Here is a 13,053-nt window from a genome sequence, read left to right on the forward strand (position 1 = left end):
TGCGCAAGCGGCGAACGACGAGGAACGGCGGACGATGAACCAGCACAGCCGGGTCGACCACGGCCAGGACGACACCCCGCCCGACTGGTGGCTGTTCCACGGCGACAGCCGGGCCCGGACACCCGATATGCCCCCGGCCCCGCCCTGGCGCAGCTTCGGCCGTTCGCCCGACGGCGAACCCGTCCGCCGCTACCTGATCGACCGGGCCGAGACCGACATCGTCAACGCCGCACTCCACCTGCGCCGCCCGCTGCTCGTCACCGGCCACCCCGGCACCGGCAAGTCCTCGCTCGCCCACGCCATCGCCCACGAACTCAGCCTCGGCGAGGTCCTGCACTGGCCGGTGAACAGCCGCTCCACCCTCCAGGAGGCCCTCTACCGCTACGACGCCATCGGACGGCTGCGCGAGAGCACCCTGCTGCGCGAACACGGCCGCGGTGAGCCCGACATCGGCAGCTACCTCCGCCTCGGACCGCTCGGCACCGCACTCGTCCCGGCGACCAGACCCCGCGTCCTGCTGGTGGACGAGCTCGACAAGGGCGACGTGGACCTCCCGAACGACCTGCTGACCGCCTTCGAGGACGGCGCCTTCGAGATCCCCGAACTCGCCCGGCTCCCCGAGACGGAGCCCGAGGTGGAGGTGCTGACCGCCGACGGCGGCGGCCTCCGCACCCGGGTGATCCGCGGGCGGGTGCGCTGCACCGAGTTCCCCATCGTGGTGATCACCAGCAACGGTGAACGCGACTTCCCGCCGGCCTTCCTGCGCCGCTGCCTGCGCCTGGACCTGCCCGACCCGGACGAGACCCGGCTGCGCAGCATCGTCGCCGCCCACCTGGGCCCGGACGCGCTGGAGGGCGCCGAGGACGTGCTGCGCACCTTCCTGGAACGGCGCACGGAAGGGGAGTTGGCCACCGACCAGCTGCTCAACGCCGTCTTCCTGCGCAAGGGCGGCATCGGCCTGGACGCCGACGCCCTGCTCGACGCCGTGCTGCGCAGGCTCGGCGGAGCGGTCTGAGGGGCGGGGCGGCGGTGGAACTCCGGTCGGTCCTGGACGCACTGGCGAGCGGCGGCGTCGAACTCGCCCCCGAGGAGCTGCTCGACGCCCTCTGGCTGGCCCGCCGACTGCCGACGGACCACCGCGCCCCGCTGGCCGGAGCGGTGCACCCCCGGCCCGCCGAGGATGCCGCGCCCGAACCGGCGCCGGACACGCCGTCCGGACCGGCCGCCCCCGGCCCGGTACCGCCGCCCGATCCGGTCCCCACCGTCCCCGCCCGGCCGCTCTACGCCACCGACCGGGCGGCGGTCCTGGCGGCCGGTGCCTCACGGCTGCAAGCGGTACGCGTCCCCGAATTCCAGGGCCTGCCGGACCAGTTGCCGCTCGGCCGGGCGCTGCGCCCGCTCAAGCGGCACCGTCCCAGCCGACGCCGCACCGAGGTCGACGAGGCGGCCACGGTGGCCGCCACGGCGGACGGCGGCGTACTGGAGGTGGTCCTCCGCCCGGCCCGGGAACGCTGGCTGCGCTGCGACCTGGTGGTGGACGACGGCATCTCGATGCTGATCTGGCAGCGGACGGTCACCGACCTGCGCCTGCTGCTCGAACGCAGCGGCGCCTTCCGGGACGTACGGGTCCACGGGCTGCGCACACGCGGACCCGGCGGGGTCCGCCTGGTGCGCAGCCCGTACGCGACCGGGGCAGCGGGCGCACTCGACCCCGCGACGCTGGCCGATCCCACCGGCGAGACCCTGTTCCTGCTGTTCAGCGATGGCGCCGGAGCGGCCTGGCGGGACGGGCGGATGCACACCGTCCTGCAGCGGTGGGCCGGTTCGGGCCCCACCGCGGTCCTGCACGCCCTCCCGCGCCGGATGTGGCCGGGCACGGGACTGGCCGCCGGGCAGGCCGCGGTCCGGAGCTCGCACCCGGGCGCGCGCAACGCGGACTGGCAGACCGCCGACGAGGCCGGCCCCGGCATCCCGATCCCGGTGCTGGACCTCACCCCGGCGGGCCTCTCCGACTGGTCCCGGTTCCTCGCCGCACCCGGCGGGGAGACCCAACTGCCGCTGTGGGAACAGCGCCTGACCCCCGGCACACCCCGGCGGACGGCCGCTGCGCCGCCGCCCGACCCGGACGCGGCCGCCCGGCTCCGGCTGGAACGCTTCCAGCGCGCGGCCTCCCCCGCAGCCCACCGCCTCGCCGCCCATCTCGCCGCCCGCTCACCGGTCACCGTCCCGGTGATGCGGCTGATCCAGGCGACCCTGCTCGGCACCGCCGACACCGTTCCGCTGGCCGAGGTGGTCCTCGGCGGCCTGCTCCGCCCCACCGCACCTGCCGTGCAACGGCCCGCCACCCACCGGACGTTCGACTTTCCGGCGCCGGTCAAGGACGTCCTGCTCGACTCCGTGCCGACCGCCGAACTGCTCGAAGTCAGCGGCCGGGTGGGCAGGTTGCTCGACGACCTGGTCGGCCGGTCGGCGGACTTCCCGAGCTGGCTGGACATCGGCGGCAGCCCGCAGCCGCACCGCACGGGCACCCCGTTCGCCTGGGCCGGCCGAACGCTGCTGCACCGCCTCGGAGTCCAGGAGCCGGTGGTCCGGGAACCGGTGGTCCTGGAACAGGCCGAGCGAGAGCCGGCGGAGCACGCCACGGCAGACCGGGCCACGGCGGACCAGGCGGCTGAACTCCCGCCGCCCGCCGCCGCCCTGGCCGTGACGGGCCGGCTGGTCCCGCGTCGACCGGGGGACCCGCACGCCGCCGGGCCGTACCGGGTGCTGGGACGGTCGGCGACCGAGGAGTGGGCGTACGTCGGCGCGGACGACGACGGCGCCGTGGTGAACCTGCGGATCCTGCCAGACGACCACCGGCAGCGCATCCGGCTGATCCGGGCCGAGGCCAGGAACCTGCGCAGCGTCGGGACCCGCTACGCCCCGAGGGTGGTTGCGGAGGGGACGGACGACCCCGACCCGTGGCTGGCCACTGCCGTCCCGCTCACCCCGGCCGGACGGCCCGCGCCGACCCTGCGCGAGTTCGTCGACGTCTGCGGTCCGCTGCTGAACTCGGCGCTGCTGCACCACCTCGCGCTCCATCTGGCCCTCGCGCTGCGCCGGGTCCTGGACAACGGCATCGCTCCGGTCCACCTCGACCTGGACCGCATCGTCATCACCGGGGACGCGCCCGTGATCACCGACTGGCGGGGGGACCCGGCCGTCTCCCGCCTGCTCAGCGACGAGAGGTCGTGGGACGCCGTCTTCCGCAGGCCGCTGCGGTCGTCGGTCGGCAGTCTGGTGCACGCCCTGGGGGAGGTGCTGTTCTACTGCGCGACCGGACGGGAGTACGACCCCGCCGTCCGGGACGGCGACGACTACCGGATCATCTGGGGCGACCGGGTCGGCAAGCCGACCGTACCGGACCGGAGGTGGCTCACCCTCGTCGCGCACTGCCTTCGGGAGGACCCGAACACGAGGCCCGGCCTGGACCGGCTGGTCGCGGAGTTCCGGGGCCGCCTGGCGGCCGGTGCCGAGGACACCCGGCTGACGGCCTGGATGCCCCAGCGCGGACGGGCACTGCTGAACGGACACCAGTCGGCGGGGCCGAGGCCGACGGCGGTCCTCGACGGCGGCACCGCAGCCGAGGCCGCGCAGCCCGCTCCGATCGGGGCGGCCGGCGGCGGTGTCGAGCCGCCACCGCCGCCGACCCGGTTCCACCGGATCGCCGTGCTCGCGCCGGTCCTGGGCACCGGGCTGGCGACCACCGCCGTCCTGCTCGGCGCGGCGCTCGCCCGGTCCGGCGGGCGGCCGGTCGTCGTACTGGACTCGGGCCGGGGCGCCCACGCCCTCAGCGCCCTGGGGCATCCGACGGTGTCCGACGGACTGTGGGGGCTGGCCGAGGAAGCGGCCACGCCCGAATGGGCGGCGCTGCGGGAGTACTTGAGCCCCGGCCCGGACGGGGTGCACATCCTCGGCGGGGGCCGCCGCGACGACGGGCTGACCGGGGCGCAGTACCGGCGGGTGCTGAGCGCCCTGCGGGGGTACTACGACACGACGGTCACCACCTGCCGGGCACCCACGCTCGACACCCACGTCCGTGCCGTGCTGGACTCGGCCGACCGACTGGTGCTCGTGGACGGCCCGGAGCACGGCCTGCGGGACACCGCCGCACTGCTGGAACTCCTCGAATGGGAGGGCCACACGGCGCTGGCCCGCTCCAGCGTGGTGGCGGTGGTGCACAGCACGCCCGGTCAGGCCGGGCGCGCCGGGCACCGCGTGCCGGAGGTGGCGGAGCTCTGCGGGGAGCTCGTCACCATCCCCTACGACGAGGGCCTGCAGGACACCGGTTTCGGCGGGCGGCTGACCCCCTCCAGGGCCACCTGGACGGCCTTCGGGGAGCTGGCCGAGCTGGTCGACGCGGACTGAAGGCGCCGCGTCGGCCGACGGGGCGTCAGATCAGGGTCCGCCAGTAGTACCAGAAGCGGTCCAGGATCAGCAGGGCGATCACCGCGTACCAGAGCACCGGCACCGCCCAGTGGTAGCGGGCCGCCTCCCGGACCACCGGGCGCAGGCCGCGCGGCACGGGGATCACACCGTTGCGCAGGTTGTGCAGGGTGGTGTACCAGAACAGCGGGATCATCGCCGACCAGGTCAGGATGCAGTACGGGCAGAGCGCGCCGATCGAGTACAGCGTCTGGGTCATCAGCCAGGTGACGAAGCCGATGCCGAAGACCACGCCGGCCTGCAGGCCGAGCCAGAACCACCTCCGGTACGTCGCCCCGGCCAGCATCCCGGCGCCGATCGCGATCACCACGCCGAAGGCCACCAGCCCGATCAGCGAGTTGGGGAAGCCGAAGACGGCCGCCTGGGAGCTGCGCATCACCGAACCGCAGCTGATGATCGGGTTGATGTTGCAGCTGGGCACGTAGGACGGGTTCTGGAGCAGCCGGATCTTGTCCAGGGTCAGCTCGACCGAGGCGGCCAGCCCGACCGCTCCGGTCACCACCAGCAGCCAGGCCGTCCGCCGCCCGCTGTGGACGGTCTCGGTGGGAGGCATCGGCTCAGCCCGCCGAGACGGTCTGCTGGACGAGCGCCTGGTACTGCTCGGGGCTGATCGGGGTGCCGCCGGTGAAGACGTTCAGCGTCTTGCCGTCCAGCATCAGGGCGGGCGTGCCGCTGACACCGCTGGAGTCGAACGCCTGGGAGACCTTGGCCGCCCACGGCGCGTAGGTGCCGTCCTGGACGGCCTTGACGAAGGCGTCAGTCTTCAGTCCGGGGACCTTTCCGGCCAGGTCGAGCAGGTGGTTGACGTCGCCGAAGCCGTCGGTCTGCTCGTTCGGCTGGTTCGCGTAGAGCACGTCGTGGAACTGCTTGAACTTGTCCACGCCCTCGTTCAGCGCGGCCCCGGCCGCCGCCAGCGCGGTGCGCGAGCCCTTCCCGCCGAGGTTGGCGTCCAGGAAGGTGGCGATGTGGTACTCGATCTTGTAGGTGCCGTTGTCCGCGAGCTGCTGGATCGTCCTGCCGTCGGTGGTCTCCAGCCGCTCGCAGATCGGGCAGCGGAAGTCCTCGTAGATCTTGAGGGTGTGCGGGGCGTCGGCCTTGCCGTAGGTGATCACGGTGCCGTCCTGGCCGGAGGCGTTGGCGGGGACCACCAGCGGCCCCGAGGCGGCGCCGTCACCGCTGCTGTTGCCGCTCACCGCGACCGTCACGCCCGCCGCCAGGGCCAGGACGGCGGCGCAGGCCGCACCGATCACGATCCGGCGGCGCGTCCGGGCGGACTTCTCCTCGCGGAGCCGCTGCTCCTTCAGCCGCTCGGTGGCGGACTTGTTCAGCTTCTTCTGCTGGTTGCTCATGATGGTGGGTTCCTGTGTTCACGCGGTCCGGGTACGGCTGGGCGCGCCCCGGCGGGATGCCGAGGGCGGCGGGGCCTGCGTGAGGTACGGGACGGTGCTCAGCAGGCCGGCGCGCAGGCCGGCGGGCCGCGTCGGACGGCGGGGCGGAGCACTGCGGGCTCGGCGGGGATCCGCTCGCGGCTGGCCCGGGGGATCCGCAGCCGGAGCTCCGGCCGGGCCGGGAGCGGGGCGAACAGGCGCAGCACCGGCCGGGCGCCGGCGAGCAGTTCGCGCAGGGCCCGGGCCACCGTGGCCTGGCCGCGCAGGGCGCGCTCGCTCTGCCGCAGCCACCAGGAGGCGAGCACGGCGAGCAGGACGTGCCCGGCCAGCACCGAGAGCCCGCTCAGCGAGGTCACCGTGGCCGCCGGGTCGGTGAGGAAGCCGCCGACCGAGCCACCGCCGCAGATCAGGGCTTCGAGGCCGGTCCGGCCGCCGTGCAGCGCGGCGTCGCCGCCGGGGCAGGTGGCCTGGCCGAGGTCGAACAGGACGTTGACCGCCAGCTCGGTCGGGAGGAACAGGGCCAGGATCCGGCCGAAGCCCCGCTCGGCGCCGGAGCAGACGTACGCGACCAGGAAGGTCGCCAGGGCGGCCGCGCCGAGCACGGTCACCGGTAGCGGCCGACCGCTCAGCACCACCTGGCTCAGGGCAGCCAGCAGCACGACCAGGGCGGCGAAGACCGCTGCCCGAATCGTCCTGGATGTCTGGCTGGTGTGCATGGCTCCCGAGTCTGCCACAGGGTCAGGACCTGCTCCGAAACGCTGTGAGTGACCTCACCAGAGTGCCCGGCCAGGCGTCAGCACCGGATAAGGACCAGGCCCCGCCGGCTTGGAGAGCCGTCCCCTCGGCCCGGCGGATCGGCCTCGGAACTAGCGGAGCGGCGGCAACAGGGAGCGGGCGTGGCGCCCGACCCGGTCGAGTGCACCGATCATCTCGGTGAGCTCGCCCGGCGGCAGCGCCGCGTACAGCTGGCGGTCCGCCTCCCGGACGTGCGCGCGGGCGGCCCGGACGAGTGCCTCCTCGCCCTGCTCGGTCATCGAGACCAGCTGGACCCGCCGGTCGTCGGGGGACGGGCGGCGCCGGACCAGCTCGGCCTTGACCATCCGGTCGACCAGGCGGGTCGCGCCGCCGCTGGTGACGACGAGCCGTCCGGAGAGCTCGCTCATCGGGGCGCCGTCGGGGCGCTCGGCCAGGATCAGCAGGATCTCGAACATCGGGTGGCTGATCCCGGCCTCGCGCTGGATCGCGGCGCCGAGCTGGTGCTCCAGCAGGGCGGAGGCGCTCAGCAGCACTCCGACCGCCCTGATCCGGGGGTCGGCGGCGGCCTGTGCGCCGCTGGTGATCTGCTGGTCCGCCACCGCGAGCCCTCCCTGGTCGATCGAACTGATGCCCGGCCCAATCGTCCCGGCCGGGTGCACCGGCCGTCCAATCCGGGCCGGGCGCCCGGCCGGCGGGAAGCCGGGCGTCTCGGTCCACTCGACGTCGGGCGGAGGCCGGGTGCTACCGGCGGACCGCGCCGGCGGGGGCGGCGGAGAGCACGGGCGCGGTCGTCGTCAGCCCCAGGTCAGCTCGCCCTTGGCGACCTTCGGGCCGATCTGGGCCGCGATCAGCATGCCCGCGTCCGGGTACCGCTCGACCAGCTCCTCGGTGACGGTCGCGCCGTTGGCGGCCGCGGGGAGCATCGCCTCGAAGGCCAGCAGGTAGTCACGGGTCCAGGCGATGGCGCTGGGGTCGGCGGGCGTGCCGGGCAGCCGGTGGCCGGGGACGACCAGACGAGGGTCCAGCGCCTCCATCTCGTTCAGCAGCTCGATCCAGGTGGTGCGCTGCTCGACCCGGGGCGTGTCGGCGGTCCAGACGTGCTCGCGCTGGAAGACCAGGACGCCGCCTAGCACCGCGCGGTGCTCGGCCTGCCAGAGGTAGTGGCGGTCGGGCAGGGTGGCGCGCCCGCCCGTCAGCTGGAAGCGGTGGCCCTCCAGGTCCAGGTCCCCGGTGAGCGGTTCCAGCTCGACCAGCCGGGTCGGACGGTTGGCGCCGACCGCCTCCCAGGCCTTCAGCTTTCCCTCGAACCTCGCCCGGATGTGGCCGATCACCGGCGCGGTGGCGACCAGCCGGGCCTGCGGGAAGGCGTCGGCGACGACCTCGGCGCCCCAGTAGTAGTCGGGGTCGCCGTGGCTGACGAAGACCGTGGTCAGCTCCTTGCCGGAGTCCAGGATCTCGGCCGCCAGACGGTGGCCGTCGGCCCGGGTGAAGCCGGTGTCCACCAGCAGGGCTTCGCGCTCGCCGGTGACCAGGGTGGCGGTCTTGTTCCTGCTGCCGACCGGGAAGTCCAGGTCGATGACCTTGAAGTCGAGGATGCTCATCGGAACGTCTCCTTGGGGGAAGGGTGGTCTCGGACTACCGGAGGGCCGCGAGCCGGCGGTCCACCTCGGCGGCGGTGGCGTGGCCGACGGCCAGCACGGTGGCGCGGCGGCCGTCCACCGCGAGCAGGGTCGGGAAGCCCTCGACGCCGAGCTCGGCGGACCGGCGGAAGTCGGTGCCGGCGTCGGCCGTTGCGGCGGGGGACTCGAAGTGGCGGACGACGGCGTCGGCATCCAGGCCCGCGGCTCCGGCGATCCTCCGGTAGGTGGCGGCGTCGGAGAGGCTCAGGCCGTCCCGGTAGAACGCCTCCTGGATGTCGGCGGCCAGCTCGGCGGCCCGCGCGGGGGCGGCGGCGCGCAGGGCGGCGAGGCCGCGGGCGGCGTCCTCGGAGTCCATCACGAACGAGCCGTCGGCGATCAGCCGCTCGTAGGCCGGGCCGAACTCGACCCCGGTCAGCTCGGCTATCCGGGCGTTCGCGCCCTGGACGTAGCCGAACTCGCGGATCGGCACCCGGCGGGCACCGGTGAACAGGCCGCCGGAGACCACCTCGACGGGCAGCTCGGGGTGGCGGTGGGCCACCGTGGCCATGGTGCGGGCGAAGCCGTAGGACCAGCCGCAGTAGGCATCGAGGACGTAGACGAGCTGCATGGGGGAAACCTGCCTTGTCGAGGGGGACGAGCGTCGAGGGGGCGAGCGATTCACCTGACACAACAGTAACTGACTCATCAGATATTTCCGGAGGGCAGGATTCCGTAGGATTGCCTGATGCCGATACCCAAAGCCGAGCTGCACCTGCATATCGAAGGCACGCTGGAGCCGGAGCTGGCCTTCGCCCTGGCCGAGCGCAACGGCGTCGCGCTGCCCTTCGCCGACGTGGAGCAGCTGCGCGCGGCGTACCGCTTCGACGACCTGCAGTCCTTCCTGGACCTGTACTACCGGCTGATGGAGGTCCTGCACACCGCGCAGGACTTCACCGACCTGGCCGACGCGTACCTGGCCCGCGCCCGGGCCCAGGGCGTCCGGCACGCGGAGATCTTCTTCGACCCGCAGGCGCACGCCGCCCGGGGCGTCCCGATCGACACCGTCGTCACCGGCCTCACCGCCGCGCTGGAGCACAGCGAGGCCAGGTACGGCATCACCACCCGGCTGATCCTGTGCTTCCTGCGCGACGAGTCGGCCGAGTCCGCGCTCGCCACCCTGGAGTCGGCGCTGCCGTACCTGGACCGGATCACCGCCGTCGGCCTGGACTCCGCCGAGGTCGGCAACCCGCCGTCCAAGTTCACCGCCGTCTACGACCGGGCCCGGGCGCTGGGCCTGCGTGCCGTCGCCCACGCGGGCGAGGAGGGCCCCGCCGACTACGTCCGGGAGGCGCTGGACCTGCTGAAGGTCGAGCGGATCGACCACGGCCTGCGGGCGATGGAGGACCCGGAGCTGGTCGAGCGCCTGGTCCGGGAGCGGATCCCGCTGACTCTCTGCCCGTTCTCCAACGTACGGCTGCGCTGCATCGACACCCTCGCGGACCACCCGCTGCGGCAGATGCTCGACGCCGGACTGGTCGCCACCGTCAACTCCGACGACCCCGCGTACTTCGGCGGCTACGTCGACCAGAACCTCACCGCGGTCGCCGCCGTCCTCGGCCTCACCGAGCAGCAGGTCCGTACCCTGGCCCGGAACTCCTTCGAGGCGTCCTTCCTCGACGGCCCGACCCGCGCCCGCTACCTCGCCGAGGTGGACGCCCACCGGTTCTAGCGGCCGACCGGCGTGCTGTCGGCCGCCGGCCACGGCAGTGCCCGGTGCTGTACCGACAGCGTCGCGGCAGGGGTCCCGTGCGCATCCGCGTTCTCCTCGCTGCGGGGGCTGCCGAAGGACGAGGCGATGTAGCCGAGCAGTCCGAGCACGAGGAAGGCGACGACCAGGGCCTTGGCGGGTCCGCCCAGCAGCAGCGGCCGGGTGGCGGAGCGCGGCCCCGTCAGGGTGTCCTGCGGCAGGTCGTCGCCGAACAGCCGCTTGGGATAGGCCGGGGTGAGCAGCAGGCCGTAGGCGCGTACGCGCATCTCGTACCGCAGGGTGGCGGCGGTCGCCTCGAACAGCGGGCGCGGCATGCGTCCCAGCACCAGCACCAGCAGCCAGAAGAAGAACGCCAGGGCGTACCAGCCGGCGGTGACCAGGCTGCCCACGATGGCGGCCGGGATGATCAGCAGGAGGCGGAAGAACACGGCCAGGCGGTTGAGCGGCCCGGCCCGCAGCTCCAGCTGGACCGGGTAGTCCGGGGGCGCATCGAGGGTGAACGGCGGGTACCGGTCGACCAGCAGCATGGTGCTGGCGTTCACCCGGGTCGAGTAGCCGAGGTACCCGGCCAGGAACTCGCATACCGGGTCCGGCAGTCTGCCGAGGACGAGGGCGGCGAACCAGCCGATCACCACCATGACCAGGGCCACGATCCCCAGCAGGAAGACCACGATGAACTGCGGGATCAGCAGCAGCAGCCGCAGCAGGACGGTCAGCCTGCGCTGCCGGTCGGGCTCGGGAATGTCGAGTGCGGGCAGCCACTCGCCGGGGGCGCTGCTCGGGAGGATCCATCCGGTACCGGTCACGGCAGACCTCCTCGGTACCGCGTTCAGGAGTGCTGCTTCCATGATGTCGGCACGGACTCCCGGCAGCATCCGTACGGCGTAGCGGACACTCCTCCGACCGGCTGCCCTTTCGGTCCGGCGCGCCGTGCCGTGCCGCGCGAATCAGACGGGTGCGGGGGTGCGGATTGATCCGCCCGGGCGGCAAACACCCCCGGACCGGCGGCGGTGCCCGGCCCCGGCCCGCTCTCCTTGGTAGCTTCGCCACCCGCCGGAAGCAGGCGGACGCGGCTTCGCACCGGGTGGAGCCCTCTGAGAACGGAGCACGCTGTGAGCGATCCGGCCGAGAACGGGACCGGTCGGCGGCTGCCGCCACTGGACCGCCGGGGGTTCCTCCGATCAGCCACGCTGGCGACCGGAGCCCCGGCCCTCCTGCGGGGCACGGCATCGGCCGAGCCGCGCGGCAAGGGCCCTGCGGCGGCGGGTGCGGCGGGGAGCGTCGTCCATCTGATGGACGTGCCCCGGAACCGGCGCGACGTCTCCTGGATCAGGAGCGCCCTGCAGGCCGCGGTGGAGCTGGAACTGGCCACCATCCCGCCCTACCTGTGCGGCTGGTGGTCCATCAGGGACCGCTCCGGCGAGCCCGCCAGACTGATCGAGCGCATCATCGCCGACGAGATGTACCACATGGGCCTGGCCTGCAACCTCCTGGTGGCCGTGGGCGGTTCACCGAAGATCAGCGCCGCCGTCCCGACCTATCCGGGACCGCTGCCCGGCGGGGTGCGGAGCGATCTCACCGTGTACCTCTCCGGGCTCACCAAGCCGTACGTCAGGGACGTGCTGATGGGCATCGAGACGCCCGAGGCCCCGCTCACCCGGGAGATCGGGCCGCCGACCATCGGCGCGTTCTACGACGCGCTGCTCGCCGCGTTCCAGGAGGCCCGCCCCGCCATCTGCTCCGACGGCCAGCTGACCGTGCGGATCGGACCGAACCGGCTGACCCCGGTGCGCGACCTCGGCGGCGTCGAGAGCGCGATCAGGACCGTCAAGGAGCAGGGCGAAGGGACCTCGGCCTCGCCGGACGAGCCGTTCGGCGAGGACTTCCCGGCGCACTACTACGCGTTCGGCGAGATCTACCACGAGCGGCAGCTGTGCCAGACCGACGGGACCTGGGAGTACAGCGGTGAACCCGTCCCGTTCCCGGACGCCCGCCCGATGGGGGTCGTGCCGCCCGGCGGCTGGCCCGAGCCGTCGGACGAGGTCCGGCAGCTGCTCCGGCAGTTCGACGAGACCTTCGCGCAGGTGCTCGACGGTCTCGAGACCGCCTGGGCGCGAGGCGACCGGGACGCACTGGACGACGCCGTGTTCGCGATGTTCGATTTGGAGGCTCCGGCGATCAGGCTGATGGGCATCGCCCTGCCCGACGGCAGCGGCACCTACGGCCCGGAGTTCCGGCCGGTGCGATAACCGGCACCGACTCCAGGGCCTGGAACCCCGGGGGCCTAGCCGTCAACTCCGGCCATGTACAAGGGTGTATGGCCGGTCCTAGGCTGAGTATCCACGGATGACTGCCGACTCGGGGGAGCGAGCATGCCGGAGGCATCGGAGCAGGACCGGACGTTACCCGGGCAGTCGGTGCCGGGGCAGCAGATGCCGGGCTGGCGGGTACCGGGGTGGACGGAGATACGATCGCTCGGCACCGGTCCGCGCCGGGTCGTGCTGGTCCGCTCGGACGCCTCCGGCGCGCTCGCCGTGGTCAAGTACCTCCTCGCGGCGCCCGCCGGGGGCACCGCGCTGCGACACCCGAATCTCGTCCGGATCGACCAGGTGCTCCCCTCGCCGGACGGCGAGGGTGTCGCCGTGGTCATGGCGGCGGTGGAGGGCGCGAGCCTGCCGGCGTTACTGGCCGTCCGCCGTCTCCCGCCCGAGGCCGGGCTCGCGGTGCTGCGCGACTCACTGCTCGGTCTGGCCGCCGCCCACGAGCAGGGCGTGGTGCACGGGAGTTACCGACCGAGCGACGTCCTGGTGGACCTCACCGGGCACTGCCAGGTGCTCAACACCGGCCGCCCGGCCGCCGCGCTGGCGGCGGACCCGTCGGAGACGGACGCGGCGTACCGGGCCCCTGAGTTGCGACGCGGCGCACCCGCCTCGCCCGCCTCCGACGGGTACGCCGCCGCGCTGGTGTTCCTGGCATGCCTGACCGGCGGTCAGCCCGCCCCGGTGGGCCACTCCCCCGGCGCGGCGGCGCCCGACGA

12 protein-coding genes are annotated in these 13,053 nt (G+C 73.7%); 5 read left to right on the forward strand and 7 right to left on the reverse strand.

The window, feature by feature from the left end; genetic code table 11:
* Window positions 1–34 precede the first annotated feature (34 nt).
* Window positions 35–1,015: an AAA family ATPase gene (locus UK12_RS22915; RefSeq protein ID WP_045304981.1), complete on the forward strand. Its 981-nt coding sequence runs from the start codon at window positions 35–37 to the stop codon at window positions 1,013–1,015.
* A gap of 14 nt (window positions 1,016–1,029) precedes the next feature.
* A complete protein-coding gene (locus UK12_RS22920; RefSeq protein WP_045304982.1) occupies window positions 1,030–4,407 on the forward strand; it encodes an SAV_2336 N-terminal domain-related protein in 3,378 nt (1,125 codons plus the stop codon).
* Window positions 4,408–4,432: 25 nt separating this feature from the next.
* Here the strand turns inward: UK12_RS22920 and UK12_RS22925 are convergent, their stop codons facing one another.
* The 6 genes from UK12_RS22925 to UK12_RS22950 all read right to left on the reverse strand — a co-directional run bounded on the left by UK12_RS22925 (window position 4,433) and on the right by UK12_RS22950 (window position 8,876).
* Window positions 4,433–5,038, reverse strand: coding sequence for a vitamin K epoxide reductase family protein (locus UK12_RS22925; protein ID WP_045304983.1), 606 nt, complete (start codon window positions 5,036–5,038; stop codon window positions 4,433–4,435).
* Window positions 5,039–5,042: 4 nt separating this feature from the next.
* A complete protein-coding gene (locus UK12_RS22930) occupies window positions 5,043–5,834 on the reverse strand; it encodes a DsbA family protein (protein ID WP_045304984.1) in 792 nt (263 codons plus the stop codon).
* A 98-nt stretch (window positions 5,835–5,932) separates the two neighbouring features.
* Window positions 5,933–6,589, reverse strand: coding sequence for a hypothetical protein (locus UK12_RS22935; RefSeq protein ID WP_045304985.1), 657 nt, complete (start codon window positions 6,587–6,589; stop codon window positions 5,933–5,935).
* A gap of 150 nt (window positions 6,590–6,739) precedes the next feature.
* On the reverse strand, window positions 6,740–7,228 hold the full coding sequence (locus UK12_RS22940) for a MarR family winged helix-turn-helix transcriptional regulator (RefSeq protein WP_045304986.1): 489 nt from the start codon (window positions 7,226–7,228) through the stop codon (window positions 6,740–6,742).
* Window positions 7,229–7,423: 195 nt separating this feature from the next.
* Window positions 7,424–8,230 carry an MBL fold metallo-hydrolase gene (locus UK12_RS22945; protein WP_045304987.1) on the reverse strand — a complete coding sequence of 269 codons (807 nt, stop codon included), beginning with the start codon at window positions 8,228–8,230 and terminating at the stop codon, window positions 7,424–7,426.
* A gap of 34 nt (window positions 8,231–8,264) precedes the next feature.
* The gene (locus UK12_RS22950) at window positions 8,265–8,876 is read right to left on the reverse strand and encodes a DsbA family protein (RefSeq protein WP_045304988.1); all 612 of its coding nucleotides are present in this window, start codon (window positions 8,874–8,876) and stop codon (window positions 8,265–8,267) included.
* A 117-nt stretch (window positions 8,877–8,993) separates the two neighbouring features.
* Here UK12_RS22950 and UK12_RS22955 point away from each other — a divergent pair, with 117 nt between their 5' ends.
* The gene (locus UK12_RS22955) at window positions 8,994–9,977 is read left to right on the forward strand and encodes an adenosine deaminase (protein WP_045304989.1); all 984 of its coding nucleotides are present in this window, start codon (window positions 8,994–8,996) and stop codon (window positions 9,975–9,977) included.
* On the opposite strand, the gene UK12_RS22960 is transcribed toward UK12_RS22955, so the two are convergent.
* A complete protein-coding gene (locus UK12_RS22960; RefSeq protein ID WP_063838305.1) occupies window positions 9,974–10,822 on the reverse strand; it encodes a DUF4389 domain-containing protein in 849 nt (282 codons plus the stop codon). The genes UK12_RS22955 and UK12_RS22960 overlap by 4 nt on opposite strands.
* A 306-nt stretch (window positions 10,823–11,128) precedes the next feature.
* Here UK12_RS22960 and UK12_RS22965 point away from each other — a divergent pair, with 306 nt between their 5' ends.
* Complete coding sequence (locus tag UK12_RS22965) at window positions 11,129–12,265, forward strand: ferritin-like domain-containing protein (RefSeq protein WP_197085101.1); 1,137 nt, start codon at window positions 11,129–11,131, stop codon at window positions 12,263–12,265.
* Window positions 12,266–12,388: 123 nt separating this feature from the next.
* The coding region (locus UK12_RS22970) for a protein kinase domain-containing protein (protein ID WP_442973838.1) at window positions 12,389–13,053 on the forward strand (665 nt) is incomplete at its 3' end.

Source organism: Saccharothrix sp. ST-888, assembly GCF_000955975.1.
In the GTDB taxonomy this organism is placed as follows: Bacteria; Actinomycetota; Actinomycetes; order Streptomycetales; family Streptomycetaceae; genus Kitasatospora.